This is a genomic window from Cupriavidus sp. H18C2, from assembly GCF_049393795.1.
Taxonomy (GTDB): Bacteria; Pseudomonadota; Gammaproteobacteria; order Burkholderiales; family Burkholderiaceae; genus Cupriavidus; species Cupriavidus pauculus_C.
This window is the reverse complement of the sequence record NZ_CP186010.1, coordinates 1,687,812-1,704,387: the sequence shown is the minus strand read 5'-3', so window position 1 is coordinate 1,704,387 and position 16,576 is coordinate 1,687,812. Positions and strand designations below refer to the sequence as shown.

The following is a 16,576-nucleotide window of genomic DNA, read 5'->3' as shown; positions in this document are numbered from 1 at the left end:
CTGTGCTTGTGACGGAGGTCGATCTATTCGAGCTTAAAATCACCGACCTTAATTACTGCATCAATGCTCTTCTTGCGCTGCTTAAGGTAGCCCTCGAAATCCTCCGGGGACTGCGTAATGACTTCCATTCCAGTGCCTTGCATCCGCGTGCGAAGCTCGCCGTTCTTCAAAATCGTAGCGACATCGCTCTGCATTTTTTTGATTGCGTTCTGGGGCATCTTGGCAGGCGCATACAGGGCGATGGTTCCCGTAAGCTGGACGTCAATCCCCGCTTCCTTGAATGTAGGGACGTTTGGCAGCATAGGCGAGCGTTCTGGCGTCGACACGGCAAAGGCCTTCACTTTTCCAGCCTTAACGAGTTGCGCGATCGGTGCCATATCGATCATGAGCATATCGATCTCGCCTGAAACGATAGCGGGGACACTTTGCCCAGCACTCTTGTAGCCGACTGGGGTCATCTTTACCCCGGTCTTTTGCGCGAACTCCTCCATACCGACACGCATGCCCAAGTTGGCCCATCCGTACGTGAACTTCCCGTTGGCCGCACGAGCTGCCTTAATGAGGTCAGCGAGGTTGTTGTATGGCGCGGAAGCCGGGGTCACCACAACGAGTGGGGTTGCGGCTAGCCCGCTCACAAGGGTGAGTTCCTTGGTGGGATCGACAGCAACAGTGGGGCGCAAGTTTGCGTCGATGATCAACGTGGACGGGGGCATGACCAGAAGGATCGAACCGTCCGGTTCAGCTCGCGCGACAGCCTTGCTGGCGATCGCCCCGTTTGCGCCTGGCCGATTTTCGACGATTACGGGCCGATTCCAGATTTTTGCCAGCTCTTCGCCAACTGCGCGTGCAACTACGTCGGTGCCACCGCCCGGTCCGTAGCCAACAAAGAGCCGGACCGGCAACGGGCCAGATTGCTGGGCGTACAGGATGGAGGGCAGGGCCAGGGAGCAGAGTAGGACTGCTCTGCGGATAGCCGAAGCGGGTTTTGTCATGTTGTCTCCTCTTTTATTATGAAATACAGCCTTAACCTGCTACCGCAGCTGGAGCGTGGCTCTTCGTCCACTCCTCCTTCAACAGCTTGATGTGCTCACGCGCTTTTCTACTGGCGTTCCAACTAAGAACGCCCATCAAAACGTCTCCCTGGTAGTAGCGAAAGATGCAGGAGTCGTCTTTCAGTTGATCCCCTTCGACAACTTCAACGGTGTATTGAGGGCCGATGCGTCCGTAGCTGTGGATTTGGACCTGGTACTGATCCGACCAGAAGAACGGCAGCGGAGCGTATTCAACGCGAGAGCCGAGCATGTTCTTTGCCGCGGCCATCGCCTGTTCGCTTGCATTCGTCCGGTGTTCAATACGCATGTGCTCGCCGTAGCCTTTGTGAAACCACTCTGCAGCATCGCCGGCGGCATATACGTTCGGGGCTGCTTCACAGTATTCATTGCAGACTACGCCGCTGCGGATGTTTAATCCGCTGCACCACTGCACGCTGGGAACTGCGCCGATAGCCACAACAATTACGTCGCAAGCAATCACAACCCCAGTGTCCAAGCGGACTTCGGTAATGGTGCGGTCACGCCATTTCACCTCCCTGAGTTCGCAGTCGTTGTGGAAAACCACGCCGTTGGCTTCATGGAGTTTTTCGATCCGCTTCCCAACGATATCCCCGACTCGCGCCCCGAGAGGAACTTTCGACTTGTCGATGACGGTCACCTCACAGCCGCTGGTCTTTGCAATCGCCGCTAACTCTGTGCCGATGAAGCCCGCGCCGACTACTAGTACCCGCTTTCCGGCAGTCAGATGTTCCCGAATCGCCAGCGCGTCGTTTAAGTTGCGCAGGCTGTAGCAGTTCGCCGCCTGGCTGAGGTTGGGAATCACTCGAGCGTCCGCGCCCGTGGCGATCAGCAAGCGATCATATTGAAGTGTGGAGCCGTTGCTGAGTTGCAGTGAACTGGCGTCCGTATCGAGGCCGGTGGCCGATGTCCCGTCCAGGTAGTGCAGGTTCAGCGCCTTCATGCCGTCTTCGGACACAAGGTTGAGCGCCTCTACCGGACATTCTCCTGCCATCAGCCGCTTTGAAAGAGGAGGGCGGTCATAGGGCATGCCGCCTTCCTTTCCAATCAGCGTGAGCCGCCCTCCCCAGCCCTGTGCGCGCAGCGCTCGTGCTGCCGTGATGCCGGCGGCCGAGGCGCCGACAACGACGATGTGCTCGGGGGAGTTCATCACTGATCCTCGTGAATCTCGATGGCGAGCGCTGGGCAGATGCCAGCCGCCAGGCGTGCTGATTCGAATTGGTCAGCCGACGGCTCTGCGTTCAAGAGAATGACGATGCCATTGTCCTTTTGGTCGAACAGATCCGGCGCGTTGACGACACATTGACCAGAACCGCAGCACTTTTCGGGGTAGATTGTGATTTTCATGATGCTTCTCATTTAAGTCGGGATTACCAGCGAACAGGGAGTTCCTTGACGCCATACATGAGTGAATCGCCCTTGAACTCAAGGCTTTCCACGGGAACAGCAAGCTCGAGGTTCGGAAACCGCTCCAGCAAGGCGGTGAACATGATCTGCATTTCGAGCCGTGCGAGGGGTTGACCGATGCACTGATGCGGGCCGTATCCGAACGAGACCTGCGTCCTTGAATCTCGGCGAAGGTCGAACACATTCGGATCTTCAAATTTCGAGCTGTCGCGATTGGCCGAGACACTCAGCACTACAACGGGGTCGCCCGCCTGGATCATTTGTCCGTTCACGACAATGTCCTCGGTCGCGACACGACGCTTTCCTGAATGTGTGACATCCAGATAGCGCAGAATTTCTTCCACCGCATTTGGAACGAGGCTTGTGTCTTGTCGAAGCTCATTCCAGATATCCGGTCGTTGCAGGAGGAAAAGCACTCCCATTGCGGTCGTATTCGCCGTGGTCTCGTGGCCGGCAATCAGCAAGAGCCTTGCAAGGGAAACAACGTCCGTTTCGGTGATATCGCCCTTTCGTACGTGATTGACGATGAGGCGGCTGAGGATATCTTCCCCGGGGTTCTCCGATCTCTTCGCCACCAGGCCCTTCAGGTACACCTCGCACAACTCATGATTTGCGGCGATGGCCTCCTCAAGCGTCGCACTACTCGACGTCAGGACCATCGCCAGTTCCTGAAAGAAGTCATGGTCTTCGTACGGAACGCCAAGCAACTCTGAGATCGCCAATGCCGGCGTAGCCAACGTAAAGGCGCTAACCAGGTCGGAGGGTTGAGGCTTTGTTGCGAAGTCGTCCAGCAGCTTGTCTACGATCGCCTGAATCCGCGGGCGAAGGGCCTCGATTTTGCGGATCGAGAATTCACCTGTCAGCATGCGCCGATGCTCTGCATGCTTGGGTGCATCCATGGTGATGAAGGTCCGGTTACTACCCCGAGCAACTTTCATTGCAGCACTGACAGTGGGATAGCCGGGATTCGTAATGTCAGAACTAAAGCGAGGGTCAGACAGGACCGAGCGGACGTCGTCATAGCGCGTAATCAGCCAGGCGATCTTTCCGTCCCAGAGCCTAGCTTGCCCCAAGCCGCTTCCTTGCTGCATCTGGAAGTACACCGGCGGCGGCGACAAAGGATCGACCCGTTCGGGCGGAAAGTCGGGGATGCCGCTGTCCCCGCCAGCGTGCATCGGACACGTGGACTGCGCAGGTGAGGCCGCGTGAAACGGGCAGCCAGTCGACTGCGTGGGGGTTTGGGGGGCGGTCATGAATATGTCTCCGATGGGAAATTGTGAGTACATATTAGGTAGCCTACCTACTATATGCAAAAGGGGTTTACCCTAATCGGTGCAGAGGATTGACCTCGCGTCACAAATCTCGATCGGGACCAGGGGTGGGAGAGGAGGGCGTGGCTAGACTGGGGGAGCCCAGTTGGCCTGAAGGCGGGCGACCGCCGATTTCAGTGGTCAAGATATGCCGCCGGTGACCCACTGGGTATGCGCGAGGACTGTTTGCCTTCTGGTTGTTATAGCTCGTCCCAGGGTAGATATGCGGTCCGGCCGGGCTGGCTGACGACAGAGGTCGGTACCGAGTGAGGCGCGGCCGGAGGCCCGCTTGGGACCTGCTGGAGGCCACCTTTGACGCCGGGACCTTCCGTAAGGTCGGGATCGCAGGGCTTCGGTTCTTACCTATGCATAGGCGTGAAAAAACACCCGCATGGACGTGGGGTTAGAAGTGCGCGATCGCCACCACTCGCTGACCAAGGGGGCAGCCTCACGACGCGTTGTTAAAGAGGCGCGGGGGGACAGTGAAGCCGGTGCAAGAAGGCAAGCGAGAAAGCCGAAGCGACCTCGCTTTGGCAGCCTACAAATCAAATAAATAGGCTCCAGCTCTCCCCTAACTCGGCACTGAGGTACTCGAACATCGACATGAATCGAAAGCGCTCCCATTGATTGAACGCCTCGCGTACCGCTGCCATCAGTGACATAGCTACCTCCGGGGTGATCGACTTTAGTTAGGGGGGGCCACCGCAAGAAAAAAGCAGGTCTTTCAACACTCGTTCGCATCGGCGCATAGCCCATTCCACGATGCAATCGATTACATAGAGCGTAGGTCGCCACGATGGTCTGTCAAGATAAAGCGTAAAAGTGTCATTTGCGGCTCAAAATCAGCCACCTGACTTCGTTGATGGGAGGGTAAACGCCTATTTGATTGTAATAGGTAGGCTACCTAATATTTACCACAAATAAGAGTAAGCGCGCTTCGGTTTTTCAAACATTGCTTATAGAAGGGGAGACAAAATCAATGCAACATCATCCCCGAAGAGGTTCGACCCCCACCCCCCCAGCGGGTCCGGGATGTTCTCAAGCCGATCTCCGGTGCCGCCGTGGGAAACATGCTGGAGTGGTTTGACTACTCGTTGTATGGCTATCTTTCCGCCACCCTGGCGAAGGTGTTCTTCCCAAGCAGCGACCCGATCGTTAGCCTGATAGCGGCTTTCGCGGCATTCTCCGTCGCATTCGTTACCCGACCACTCGGCGCTCTGTTTTTTGGATCGCTGGGAGACCGGCTTGGACGGCGCGATACGCTCGCGATTGTCGTTGGTTTGATCAGCGTTTCGACGGGGTTGGTCGGTGTCCTACCGGGATACGAGGCGATTGGCATCGCCGCTCCTTTGCTGCTGGTAGCCCTACGCATGATTCAGGGATTTTCCGCGGGAGGCGAAGCAGGTGGAGCACTCGCATTCCTTGCCGAGTACGCCCCGACACGCCGGCGTGGCGTTGTGATCGGGTTCTTCGGTATGTCGGCTGGAATTGGTGCGTTGAGCGGATCCGGTCTTGTTCTGGCGATCACCAGCATTTTTGGTCAGACGGCAGTTGAGGCATGGGCCTGGCGATTGCCCTTCCTGATCGCTGGTCCGATTGGGTTGGGTGCGTTCTGGCTGCGGCTGCGCATCGAGGAAACACCGGCATTCCGGTTGCACTTGGAACGCGAGGGCGCGGCACAAGCACCATTGCGCGAAGCCCTTCGTGACGACTGGCGAAGCATTGTCAAATGTCTTGGCGTAGCGATCTCACACGGCATCCCTTACTACTTGATCCTGGCGTATCTCCCGTCTTATCTCGTGTCAACTGGACGGTTGAGTAGCGGGCAAGCTCTAGCGGCGTCCGGCCTGGCCTTTCTGGGTTCAGTGATTGTGATCCCATTCGCTGCAGCGCTATCCGACCGCGTGGGTCGACGACCCGTCGCCTTTACGGCGGCATTGGCATACCTCGTCGTTGCGCTTCCTTTGTTCCGGATCGTCGTGGGCTCGACACCAGAGGTGGTAATTGCCACGATGGCTAGCGTCGGGGTATTGATGGGGATGTATGGCAGCGCGCCGTTCTGCATGATGACGGAGTTGTTTCCGACACGCACACGCTACAGCGCCATGTCGGTAGGCTACAACGTGGCCATGGTGCTATTTGGCGGCACCGCTCCTTTAATCAGCGCTTCTCTGACGAAGCTGACCGGAAACCCTTCATCACCCGCCTATTTCATGATGGGGGGCGCAGTGTTGTCTATTTTTGCCATCTTGGCGTCTCCTGAAACGTCACGAGTACCGATTGATGAGCTCGGACAGTCGGACGAGCACATTCGCCGCGTGCGCATGGCGCTCAAGGCATCGGCTCGCGTTGAGTGATCTCCTGATTATGAAAACCGCTACATACGACTACATTGTTATCGGCGCCGGCTCGGCAGGGTGTGTTCTCGCTTCTCGGCTGAGTGAAGATCCCAGCGTCAAGGTACTGCTGATAGAGGCGGGCGCTCCCGCGTCATCCATCTTTGTTCAGATGCCGGCAGGGATCCGGGTTCTCTATAAGAGCCAAAAATTCAACTGGCGCTATTGGACGGAGCCCCAGACACAACTGGACAATCGGAATATTTATATACCCCGGGGCAAGGTGGTGGGCGGTTCATCCTCGATCAATTCCATGATTGCTATCCGGGGGAACCGATCCGATTACGACAACTGGGCATCTCAGGGCCTGTCGGGCTGGGACTATGAATCCCTTCGTCCGTACTTTCGAAAGATTGAGGATGCATCACTGGTAACGAAGGCGAGGAATGACGATCGCGGGTACGCGGGTCCGATTCGCCTGTCATACGGCACGCAGCAAAACGCCATATCGACTGCGTTCATAGAGAGCGCAGTATCGGCCGGTATGCCGGAGAACAACGGATTCAATGGGGCGTCGCAGGTAGGCGCAGGATTCTACGAGCTTACGATTGCCGAGGGAAAGCGATCCGGTGCTTATCGTTACCTGGATCGAGCAGGTAACCGATCCAATCTGACATTGATGGCGAACTGTAAAGTCCGCAGGATTCTCCTTGCCGGAAAGCGAGCGCAAGGCGTAGTGATTGAGGATGGATGGGAGGAGGTGGAGCTTCGCGCGGACCGCGAAGTGATTCTGACAGCAGGGGCCATTGCCTCACCGCAACTCCTGATGCTTTCGGGGATCGGACCGGCCAAACATCTGCAGTCGATTGGTATCGCTCCCGTGGTCGATCTGCAAGGCGTCGGTGAGAACCTTCAGGACCATCTTGATTGCGCGATTCGCTTAGAAGCGTCGCAGCCCAATACGCTCACGCCCTATATCGGCCTGGTAAGAGGCGGAATGGCAGGAGCTCGCTATCTTCTTTCAGGAGGCGGGCCGGCTTCCTCTCAAGGCGTTGAGGCAGGAGCATTTTACAACTCCGACAGAAATCCGGATCTGCCTGAGTGGCAGGCCCATCTGATCATTGCGCTGCGCAATCCACCGCCTAACGAAAAAGTTCCCCACGGATTTGCAGTCCGCGTATGCCAGCTGCGTCCAAAAAGTAGAGGCGTGCTGCGACTGCGTTCTTCAGATCCGTCCGATTCTCCCCGAATCGACCCTCGCTTCCTCTCAGACGAGTCTGACCTGGAGAGTTTGGTGCGCGGCGTGGAACGCACGTGCGAGATTGTCGACCAGCCGGCGCTCCGGAAGTACATCAAACGAAGGCTCGACATCGATGCTTTCTCCACCGGTGCAGCCCGTAAGGCATGGATACGCTCGCATGCGGAAACCATCTATCACCCGGTTGGCACGTGTCGCATGGGAGTCGACGACAACGCTGTTGTTGACGAGGAGTTGAAAGTGCGCGGGGTTGAGAACTTGAGAGTAATTGATGGATCTGTGATGCCAACGATCATCAGTGGGAACACGAACCTTCCCATTATGGCCATGGCAGAGAAGGCCGCAGACTTGATACGAAATTCACGCACATCCGCTCGTTGAAGTTTTCGGAGAACTCTGTTCACTGGCGTTTCGAGCTTGCTCCGTCGCCTTCTTCCCGGTTGTCCCCTTACACGGGGACGAAAGGTTGCAGCATAGATTTCCCAGCATCGAATGGGAACGTCTACGGGCTTGCGTCGTTTGATGGAAGCGTTGGGCCACACCCTTTCTCTCAAGCGCCGAAACCGCCGGAATGCCAAAGCGCGGGTTCCAGCAAAGAGGACCACGTGAACAAGGGACTCGCCAGTCAACACATACCCATCACGGGCGCGTCACAGGGCATCGGCCGCTGGACATTCCCTGTACTTCAATAACCTTAAGGAGATAAGAATGGTCAAGTTCACCTATCTGGTACTCACGAACGCGGTTCCGGGGCGTGAAGAAGAGTTCAATCGCTGGTATACCGAGCAGCACCTTCCAGACGTGTTGCGCGTACCGGGCGTGGTGAGCGCACAGCGCTTCAGTCGCACGGAGCAGCAGCGAAAAGCGGGGCCTCATCCGTGGCAGTACCTGGCACTCTATAACTGCGAGGCCGCTGACCCGCAGGTCGTCACAGATGGGATCCAGGCTCGCGTCAACACAGCGGAGATGCAAATGAGTGACACGGTGGGCGATGTCAAATATGGTTGCTATTTCGAGCCAATCACCGAGGTGATTCGCAGTAAGTAGACGGCATGGAAGTACCTGCTTTCCCGTCGTCTCAAAGATGAGTCGGGTAGAAGCTCAACAGCTTCTCCGCCACGTGAGGCGACGGGCCAGGGCGGGTCGCTTACTCCGCCGTAGCGGCGATGGAAGGCCATGCAACCCGGTGCGAGAGCTTGGGACTTGGGCCGAGGAGGCCAGCCTAAAACCTTCAGCGCTGCAATCACATGGGCGACTGCGCTGTTGCCCGTAGCGGATCACGCATCCATTTCGCGGCGCCAGGCTTGCGGGCTCTGCGATGTCCATCTCCGGAATGCGCGAGTAAATGCACTGTGCTCCGAGTACCCAAGTATCCAGGCCACCTCAGCGAGCGAAAGCCGTGGATCTTTTAGGTAATTCTCTGCAATCCGGCGTCTCGTGTCGTCACGTAGCTCGCGAAATTTCAGACCCAGTTTGTCGAGTCGCCGCTGCAACGTGCGGGGGGTCATGTGCATGGAGGAAGCCACTGTTTCAAGGCTCACTTCGCCTTGACGCGCGAGCCCGGCTACCGCTTGCCTGATGGCATGTTCCATGTCATCCATCTTCGGCATGGCACCCAGCAGAGCCTGTACCTGAAGCTCCATGATTCGCAGTAGCGCTTCATCAGGTTGACGCAGAGGCGCCTGCAAAAGGTCGACGGGGAAGCGCAGACTCGTCTCCGGTTGGTCGAACTTCACCGGGCAGCCGAAGTATGCAAGATAAGGGGTGGTGTCTTGAGGTGTTGCGTTAACAAAGCACACCTCCTCCAGCCTCACATCACCATCTGTCATGGCTCGCGTGAAACGGGTCATCGCAGCCAAGGCCGTTTCGTCAACGAGCGGCCCCGTTGGTTCCGTCGAACGGGGCCACGTCATCACGACGGACTTACCTTCGGTTCTTAGCTCCGCCGGCGTTACGTTTGCAACCACACGGTCGTACTGTTGCCAGCGTTGCAAGACAGCCCCGACGTCAGGGCAAGCCCCAAGTGCGTATCCAAGCACGCCGAGATGCGCAGGCGCAATGCGCTGGCCAACGTGCAATCCGAGGAGCGGATCATTGCAAACCTCGGCGGCACGCTCAAGCAAACGCCGCCAGTGATCGAGCGCGTAGAGTCGCACTTCCTGGCAATTAGGGCTGGATTCCCCCAGCACATGCACGGCATCCAGCCCTTGGTCCTGCAAGTAGTCGAAAAGCAGGTTCACGTAGGTGCTGGCGTAGTAAGCGGTGGGCGCGGACATGGGATGACAATGAACAATGTCGCGAAGTGTCAAGAAAGTGTCGAGGACTGTCAATGCGGAGGGTCACCAGTTTGATCAAACTGTCGGCAAGCCAAGCGAACAGGAGTCTAAATTGCCGTCCGATATGATGAACTGGCTGCATTCCATATTTGGGAAGTCCGTGGATTGGAAGCAGGCGTTCATGCTCAGCATGGTTCCTCTCTTCATCATTGCATTCAGTCTCGAGACCCTGATCAATCGAAGGCGTAGAGCCGAATCGACACTGAACTGGAAAGAGGTGTGGGCGAACATCGCATTGGGCACCACTTACCAGATCATGGAGCCCCTGGGAGTGGCTCTTGTGACAGGATCCATCTATGCGTGGGTATATTCAAAACGTTTGTTTGATATCCCGGTGGACGGTTGGACCATTCTCCCAATCATTCTGTCGGTCGAGTTCTGCTACTACTGGTTTCATCGCGCCAGCCATCGAATCCGCTGGTTTTGGGCGGCGCACGTCGTTCATCATACCGGCGAGAACATGAACTTCACTACGGCGGCACGACAATCGATGCTCAATGTGGTCGCTGGGAGTTTCATCTTTTTCCTTCCTCCCGTGCTCCTCGGTGTGCCGCCGGCCGCAGTCGCACTCATCCTGGCCGTGAATCTGTCCTATCAGTATTTCATTCATACCGAACTGATCCGCCGCCTTCCTGGCTGGATTGAGTACATCTTCAATACACCGTCCCATCACCGTGCCCATCATGGCCGAAACGACCAATATATCGACAAGAACTACGGTGGCATGTTGATCATTTTCGATCGCATGTTTGGCACTTTCGAAGAAGAACGGGAGACGGTGCAATACGGCATCACCCAACAGATTAAGTCCTACAATATCCTGGTGCTGAATCTCCACGAGTTTGTCGACATGTGGCGTGACGTGATGTCACCGGGGCCCGTGTGGCAGCGACTGCAACACCTGTGGCGGCCGCCGGAATGGGTGCGCCGTGGTCATGAACCCATCCACACATGGACGGTGGACAGGAACGAGCCGACCGGCAGTGAGTCGACACCCACTCCGTCAACGTCCGCTACCTGAGAGCCAACTCATGCATCGCCTCTCTCAAATATACCTGGCCGTTTCGGCACTGGCTTTCCTGCTAATTGGCTTGCATACGTTTCACGACCCCGCTACGGCAATGGCGGGCCTCGATATGCAACCCCATTCGGTGAATGCCTTCAATGAGATCCGTGCCAACTACGGTGGCATGCATCTCGGTATCAGTCTGTTGCTGGCCCTGGGTCTACTCTCGAAGGCGTGGCGAAAGCCCTCGATGTGGATCAACGTCGTGTTCACCAGCGGCCTGGTGCTCGGGCGGCTGGTCAGCATTTCCGCTGACGGGTGGCCAAATGATCTCGTTCGAATGTTGCTTGGAATCGAAGCAGCAGCGGCATTCACCGGCCTAGCGCTGTTGTGCTTCCTCAACAAACATGATGCGCGCTCTTCCATGAGATGAGCGCTCACTTTGAGCGCCCGCGACGCGTGGACATGAGGTCATCGTTCACCCAGTCCTATCAAGTTAAACTCGCACCGATCAACCTCCACCTGTCCTGATACCGGTCTTGCGGACAACGCGCGAGATATCCGCGTTGACGGGCTTCACCGCTTTCTAAGCATCCTTTCATCGCGACGGGTCCGACGCAGCGAAGAGAACGCTAGCTCTCCCGAGAGCAGTCAAGGTGTTGGGGCCTGGCCCCAGTAGAGACTACGGAGGTTGCGTCCAGGACCGTAGTGTTCGGTCTCTTCTGGGGTCTTTCGATGCCGTGTCTGCAATTGCCACCCTCTGCGAAGTGCTTATTAGCAGGCGCAGATCTTTGCCGGCATCCGGCCGCCATTGTGAGAGTATAATTTCACGATAGTGAAACAACACAGAAAACCGCTCTCCACGCTGGTGTTCCTTTTGCAAGAACGACCTCCATGCCACGACCACTACCTGATCCGAAGCCACCGTCGCGTGCGACGATTCGCACCATTCACCAACTGGGCGACCGCATTCGAGCAACGCGGGCAGGGAAAAGGATGCCCATTGACCAGGCGGCAAGACATTGCGGGGTCTCGGTCGGCATGCTGTCCAAGCTCGAGAACGGCAAGGGCGTCAATCTCGAGCACGCCCTGCGTGCGTTGGACGGACTGGGTTTGGCGATGCTGGTCGTTCCCAGGGCGCATGCGCCTTGGCTTGAACAGGCAGCGGCCCATACGGCCAAGATCGGCGAGGACGCGGCCAGGCGACAGCACGCCTGGCTGGAAGAGTAGTAGAGGCCTGCGATCAGGCTGGGCATCAATCTCTGATGCGATCCCAGATCGGTGCGGAAATGCACTTCGCTTGGTGTGCTGACGCGCCTTATGCTTTCCTGATCCATCCGATGCGGTGCCGCTCCTGCGTGGCCTCGTGCCGCGCATCCTCTTCGCTGTGCAGATAGCCGCTCGTCGTCGACAGCGAGCTGTGCCCAAAGTTGTCGCGCACATAACGCAGGTCGACCTGCTGGTCGGTCATATGCGAGCCGGCGGTGTGGCGCAGCCAGTGGGCCGAGGCGCTGGCCAGCACCGCGGCCTGCGCCCCCCCACTCGGGCCCGCGCGCCCGCAGGCGCTCCGCGGCCATGCCAAACACCTCTTTCAGGATCAGGTGCAGCGCGCCGCGTGACAGGGGTTTCTCGCCACCCTCTCTGCCAATCACCGGCAGCACCAGTGGCCGCGTCTCCCCGAACTGCGGGGTAGGCGGCAGGTCGTGGGCGCGACGGTAGCGCGCGAGTTCGGCAATCAGTTCGTCGGTCGCCGGCACCAGCCGGGTCTTGTTGCCTTTGCCGGTCACCTCGAGCCACCAGCGCTCGATGCCCTGGCCATCGCGCCGGCAGAAGAACGCGCCCATGGGGGTCGCCGTCAGCTCGGAGGCGCGCAGGCCGCCCAGATAGAGCACGGTCAGCACCCACCGGCAGCGCGCGGCGTGCCGGCGTTCCCGCGCGGTCTCGGTCGGCATGGCCGCGACGGTGTCTTTGACCGTTTCCCACAGGTCGTGGCTCAGATAGCGGGTGATGCGCGCTCGGGTGGGGGCGCGCCGGCGGCGGGCGAGGGCAAGCGGGTTGCCGGCCAGGTAGCCCGCCTCGGTCAGCCAGGCGAACAGCGCGTTCAGGATCACCATCGCGTGGCGCACGCTGGACGGCGACAGCGGCCCGGCAAACGGGCGCCAGTCGGGGTGGCCGCGTGCAAGCTTCTTGCTGCCGGCCAGCACCCAGCGCGCGGCGGGTTGCGGATCGGCGAGGAAGCGCTCGTAGGCGAGCAGGTCTTCGTGCGTCAGCGAGGACAAGGGCTTGCCCACCTGGAGCACGGTCCACAGGATCAGCCGCTCCACCTCGCGGCGATAAGTGGTGAGCGTCGCGGTGCTGTCGGCATAGCGCGCGAGCCAGGCGGTGACGGCGGCCAGGTCGTCGGCCGCGGCGATCCGCGTGGCGCTGGCGGGCGCGCGGTTGCTGCCGGCCGCGCCGGACAGCGCCGGGGTCAGGCGCAGGCGCTCCAGCGGGGTGGGAAGCGGGGCGGCCAGGCCATCCAAAGGTTTAATCGGGAGCAGTTCCATGGTGTATCGGCCTAAGCGTCGGTTTGCACAAATTTGTTCCCGCTGGTCGCACGCCAGCAAGCCGATTGCAGGGCGATGGTAACAATATTGCGTCGAGAAACGCTGCAAGAAATTGTTCCCCCAGCCGACACTTGAAGCAATTTTGTACCTTCCCCCAACGCATCGGTCCGTCGTCAGCCTTCACCCCGCCGACGGCGCGGGGCGATCCGATGGGCGGGATTCAGCTGCGCAAAGCGATGACGTTCGCCGTCAGGCGTGCCACGCAAGCTAGCCGAGTCACGCCGCGCCTGCCGCCGGTGCGTGCGCTCCAGCGCGCCAGCCAGGCGTGCCCATGGGGGTCGGGAACAAAATTCTGCAAAAAGAGGGCACAAATTTATGCATACCGACAGGGGCAGCGTGGGGAGGCGATTCGAGCCAATATTATAGACATAAGCGTACTTATGTCTAAACTTTTACACGAATCTTGTTATCCACTACGTATTACGTAGTAATATTTAACTCTGAATGTCCAAAAAGGTGCTCGACCATGACGCCAGACGCTGTAGATCCCCTTCGCCTCGAAGCCGAGGTCGAGCAGTTGCGGCACCTTCACGCCGACACGCGCACGCTCTACCGCGAGGTGTGCGGGCTGCTGTTCTTTCGCTACGGCATCACGCCCACCACCAACAAGCTCTATCAACTGGTGCGCAAGGGCAGCATGGGCACGCCGGCCCAGGCGCTGCAGCAGTTCTGGCAAGACCTGCGCGCCCGTTCGCGGGTCACGATTGACCATCCCGATCTCCCCGACAGCCTGAAGCAGGTGGCTGCCGACGCCGTCCAGACCATCTGGCGCGCCGCCGGCGAAGCCGTCTTGGCCGAACTCGCCGCGACGCGCCAAGACATAGAGGCGCAGGAGCAAGTCGTCGCGGCCGAGCGGGATGCCGCGCAGATGGCTTTCGCCGACGCTCAAGCCGCGCTCACCGCGCTCGAGCGCGAGCGCGAGGCGTTGCGGGCTGAATGCCGCCAGTTGCAGGAGCAGGTGGCGCAGGCGCGCGGCGCCGAAGCAGCCGCATCGACGCACCGGGAGGCCTTGCAGAGCGAACTGCTGGCGGCGCGCGAGCAGGCGGGCGCCGCGCGCAGTGATTTCCTGGCGGAGCTGGAGCGCATGCGCGAGCAACTCGAAGCGATGGAGGCGCGCGGGGACGCTGCCGTGCGGCGTGCCCAACTGGAATTGGACCAGGAACGCACGGCGCGGCGCCAGAGTGACCGGGGACTCGATGCGGCGCGGGTGGAGGTGGATCGCTTGCGCGACATGCAGCGGCAGGAAGCGGTGGCCGCGGCCGAAGCGCTGGGTAGTTGGCAAGCCCAGGCGCAGGCGGCGCAGGTACGTTGCGCGGCGCTGCAGGACGCGCAGGAGAGCGGACAGCAACAACTGGGTGCCGCCCAGGAGGCCTTGGCAGAAATGACCCGGCGGGCCGAGCGTGCCGAGACTGAACGGGACCTGTCGCGCGAGTTGCTGGGCAATTGGCGCGACGGCGCCAAGGTGCGATCCGGGGCACGGCGCAAGGCCGCCGCCTAACCGCTTCGAGCCACCGCCCATGCACGCGCCCCATGAGATTGCCCGCGCCGACGCCATTCGCTGGGTGCGTATCAAGATGGCGCAATCGGGCCTGACACTGGCCGATTTATTGGCGGCCGGCTGTTTCGCGCCCACAGCGGCACGGCCACGCTACCGCAAAATGCCGAGGGGCAAACCTGGGATGGGCGAGGGGAGCGTCCCGACTGGTTTCAGCGGGCCATCAACGCCGGACAGCAGCCGGAATTCTTTCAGATCGACTGAGGAATCTGCGCCAAACGCCCCTGGCTCAATGACGCGGGGCGCGCTTGCGCGGGGGCGTCACGTCTGGCACGCGAAACAGTTCCGCGACCGGGACTTCCAGGGCGAGCGCCAGCCGTTCAATGACGTCGATCGACAAATTGCGGGCCGCCCTTTCGACGTGTGCCAGAAACGAACGGTCCATGTCCGCTTGCCAGGCCAGATCTTCCTGCGTCCATGCATAGGCCGCGCGCAGTCGCCGAATATTCAGGGCGAGCAATTCACGAGCGGAGGGCTGATGGACACGGGACATGCGTCCATATTGCGGACCGTTCCCTTATCTGTCAGTGGTCGTTGAGTCACAATATTTTCCTGCTATATAAGCTCGCCGTTTCCATGAAAGACAAGGCTTTCCGAACATATTCTTGCGTCAAGGTCTTCTCATTCTGTAGTCGTTGAGACACAATGCCGCCTTTGCAGCGGCCCTTAACCAAGGGCTTCGCGCGGCGTCACACTGCTGCGCACACCGATCGCCGCCCCGCGCGCATAGCACCGAGAGGGCCTGCCGCCGAACGGCGGATCTGGGGCGGCAGGCACGAGCGGCTACGCATTGCCCTGCGTCAGCGCAACGACACGATGCACGATGATTTTGTTTCTGGACTACGACGGTGTTCTGCACCCCGATGCGGCCTATCTGGTCAATGGCCGGCCTCAATTGCGTGCGGCAGGCTCGCTGTTCATGTGGGCGCCGATTCTCGTGGAAGCTCTCGCCCCCTATCCCCAGGTCCAGATTGTTCTCTCCACGTCGTGGGTGCGCGTGCTCAAGAGCTTCAGCCGAACCCAAGCCTATCTGCCCGCTGCGTTGCAGGCGCGCGTGATCGGCGCTACTTGGCATTCGGCCATGGCGCGACACCATGAGGGTGCGCACCGCATCGACGCGAGCTGGTTCAGCGAACTCACGCGGTATGCCCAGATCGCGCGATACGTTGCGCGATCTGGGCTGCGGGCCGAACATTGGCTGGCCATCGACGACGACAGCGAGGGCTGGCCCGTCGCGCTGCGCGACCACTTGGTCGAGACGGATGGGGCGCTGGGGCTTGCGAGCGCGTCGACACGGTGCGACCTGACCCAGCGACTGCAGGGGATGGCCGCAAGCACGCTCAGCGGGAAGTGAACACCATGCTACGCGTGACCGTGGAACTCATTCCAGACGGACAGGAAGACTGCCGCCGAACACTTGGGCAGCTTGAGATCGAGAACATCGCGGGCGATTCGCTGGTGACCGGTGCCTACCGAATCGTCATGGACGAGTTCGATGCGCGGGGCCCGGGGCCGCGCACAACGTTCCGGACCATCGCATCGCTAGACAATGTGGAACGGGACCTCGTTCGCCCAATGCAATTGGTCGGCATGGCGCTTAGCGTCGTGGCACCGGTTAAGCGCACGATGCATCGTTCGGAGGACGTGCCGCAGGGCACCGTGCTATCGCGCGAGTCGATCTAAGACGGTTTC

Annotated in this window: 16 protein-coding genes and 1 pseudogene; 10 read left to right on the top strand and 7 right to left on the bottom strand. The window is 59.6% G+C overall.

From position 1 onward, the window contains the following. Positions 1 to 23: 23 nt before the first annotated feature. From EPAKOI_RS07790 to EPAKOI_RS07775, 4 genes are read right to left on the bottom strand one after another with little or no spacing between them, the layout of a single operon-like run. Positions 24 to 992, bottom strand: a complete 969-nt coding sequence (locus EPAKOI_RS07790) for a Bug family tripartite tricarboxylate transporter substrate binding protein (RefSeq protein ID WP_043355327.1) — start codon at positions 990 to 992, stop codon at positions 24 to 26. 31 nt (positions 993 to 1,023) lie between these two features. Then, positions 1,024 to 2,220, bottom strand: coding sequence for an NAD(P)/FAD-dependent oxidoreductase (locus tag EPAKOI_RS07785; protein ID WP_052495069.1), 1,197 nt, complete (start codon positions 2,218 to 2,220; stop codon positions 1,024 to 1,026). Further along, entirely contained in the window at positions 2,220 to 2,417 is a 198-nt protein-coding gene (locus EPAKOI_RS07780) for a ferredoxin (RefSeq protein ID WP_043355325.1), read from the bottom strand. Before EPAKOI_RS07780 ends, EPAKOI_RS07785 begins: the two co-directional genes overlap by 1 nt. Before the next feature lie 23 nt (positions 2,418 to 2,440). Further along, positions 2,441 to 3,730 carry a cytochrome P450 gene (locus tag EPAKOI_RS07775; RefSeq protein ID WP_196765234.1) on the bottom strand — a complete coding sequence of 430 codons (1,290 nt, stop codon included), beginning with the start codon at positions 3,728 to 3,730 and terminating at the stop codon, positions 2,441 to 2,443. A gap of 1,118 nt (positions 3,731 to 4,848) precedes the next feature. On the opposite strand from EPAKOI_RS07775, the gene EPAKOI_RS07770 reads away from it, so the two are divergent. The 3 genes from EPAKOI_RS07770 (at position 4,849) to EPAKOI_RS07760 (ending at position 8,428) form a co-directional block, all read left to right on the top strand. After that, entirely contained in the window at positions 4,849 to 6,144 is a 1,296-nt protein-coding gene (locus EPAKOI_RS07770; protein ID WP_174077253.1) for an MFS transporter, read from the top strand. Beyond that, the gene (locus EPAKOI_RS07765; protein ID WP_196765235.1) at positions 6,137 to 7,762 is read left to right on the top strand and encodes a GMC family oxidoreductase; all 1,626 of its coding nucleotides are present in this window, start codon (positions 6,137 to 6,139) and stop codon (positions 7,760 to 7,762) included. Before EPAKOI_RS07770 ends, EPAKOI_RS07765 begins: the two co-directional genes overlap by 8 nt. Positions 7,763 to 8,089: 327 nt before the next feature. Next, a complete protein-coding gene (locus EPAKOI_RS07760) occupies positions 8,090 to 8,428 on the top strand; it encodes a DUF4286 family protein (RefSeq protein ID WP_052495067.1) in 339 nt (112 codons plus the stop codon). 230 nt (positions 8,429 to 8,658) lie between these two features. On the opposite strand, the gene EPAKOI_RS07755 is transcribed toward EPAKOI_RS07760, so the two are convergent. Further along, on the bottom strand, positions 8,659 to 9,657 hold the full coding sequence (locus tag EPAKOI_RS07755) for an AraC family transcriptional regulator (RefSeq protein WP_043355323.1): 999 nt from the start codon (positions 9,655 to 9,657) through the stop codon (positions 8,659 to 8,661). Between the two features lie 16 nt (positions 9,658 to 9,673). Between EPAKOI_RS07755 and EPAKOI_RS07750 the strand changes: the two genes are divergently transcribed. From EPAKOI_RS07750 to EPAKOI_RS07740, 3 genes are all read left to right on the top strand, one after another. After that, positions 9,674 to 10,738: a sterol desaturase family protein gene (locus EPAKOI_RS07750; RefSeq protein ID WP_306418434.1), complete on the top strand. Its 1,065-nt coding sequence runs from the start codon at positions 9,674 to 9,676 to the stop codon at positions 10,736 to 10,738. Between the two features lie 10 nt (positions 10,739 to 10,748). Then, entirely contained in the window at positions 10,749 to 11,156 is a 408-nt protein-coding gene (locus EPAKOI_RS07745; protein ID WP_043355321.1) for a DUF4345 domain-containing protein, read from the top strand. A 461-nt stretch (positions 11,157 to 11,617) separates the two neighbouring features. Next, positions 11,618 to 11,953, top strand: a complete 336-nt coding sequence (locus tag EPAKOI_RS07740; protein WP_043355318.1) for a helix-turn-helix domain-containing protein — start codon at positions 11,618 to 11,620, stop codon at positions 11,951 to 11,953. Between the two features lie 88 nt (positions 11,954 to 12,041). On the opposite strand, the pseudogene EPAKOI_RS07735 reads toward EPAKOI_RS07740, so the two are convergent. Further along, a pseudogene (locus tag EPAKOI_RS07735) lies at positions 12,042 to 13,269 on the bottom strand (tyrosine-type recombinase/integrase). Between the two features lie 526 nt (positions 13,270 to 13,795). On the opposite strand from EPAKOI_RS07735, the gene EPAKOI_RS07730 reads away from it, so the two are divergent. Together EPAKOI_RS07730 and EPAKOI_RS07725 are read left to right on the top strand one after the other, a co-directional pair. Next, positions 13,796 to 14,827, top strand: coding sequence for a DNA-binding protein (locus EPAKOI_RS07730; protein ID WP_043358190.1), 1,032 nt, complete (start codon positions 13,796 to 13,798; stop codon positions 14,825 to 14,827). A gap of 60 nt (positions 14,828 to 14,887) precedes the next feature. Continuing rightward, positions 14,888 to 15,088: an H-NS family nucleoid-associated regulatory protein gene (locus tag EPAKOI_RS07725; RefSeq protein ID WP_373424148.1), complete on the top strand. Its 201-nt coding sequence runs from the start codon at positions 14,888 to 14,890 to the stop codon at positions 15,086 to 15,088. Positions 15,089 to 15,113: 25 nt separating this feature from the next. On the opposite strand, the gene EPAKOI_RS07720 is transcribed toward EPAKOI_RS07725, so the two are convergent. Next, positions 15,114 to 15,377: a helix-turn-helix domain-containing protein gene (locus EPAKOI_RS07720; protein WP_043355301.1), complete on the bottom strand. Its 264-nt coding sequence runs from the start codon at positions 15,375 to 15,377 to the stop codon at positions 15,114 to 15,116. 330 nt (positions 15,378 to 15,707) lie between these two features. On the opposite strand from EPAKOI_RS07720, the gene EPAKOI_RS07715 reads away from it, so the two are divergent. After that, on the top strand, positions 15,708 to 16,238 hold the full coding sequence (locus EPAKOI_RS07715; RefSeq protein ID WP_043355300.1) for an HAD domain-containing protein: 531 nt from the start codon (positions 15,708 to 15,710) through the stop codon (positions 16,236 to 16,238). A gap of 5 nt (positions 16,239 to 16,243) precedes the next feature. Next, a complete protein-coding gene (locus EPAKOI_RS07710) occupies positions 16,244 to 16,567 on the top strand; it encodes a hypothetical protein (RefSeq protein ID WP_066735635.1) in 324 nt (107 codons plus the stop codon). Positions 16,568 to 16,576 lie beyond the last annotated feature (9 nt).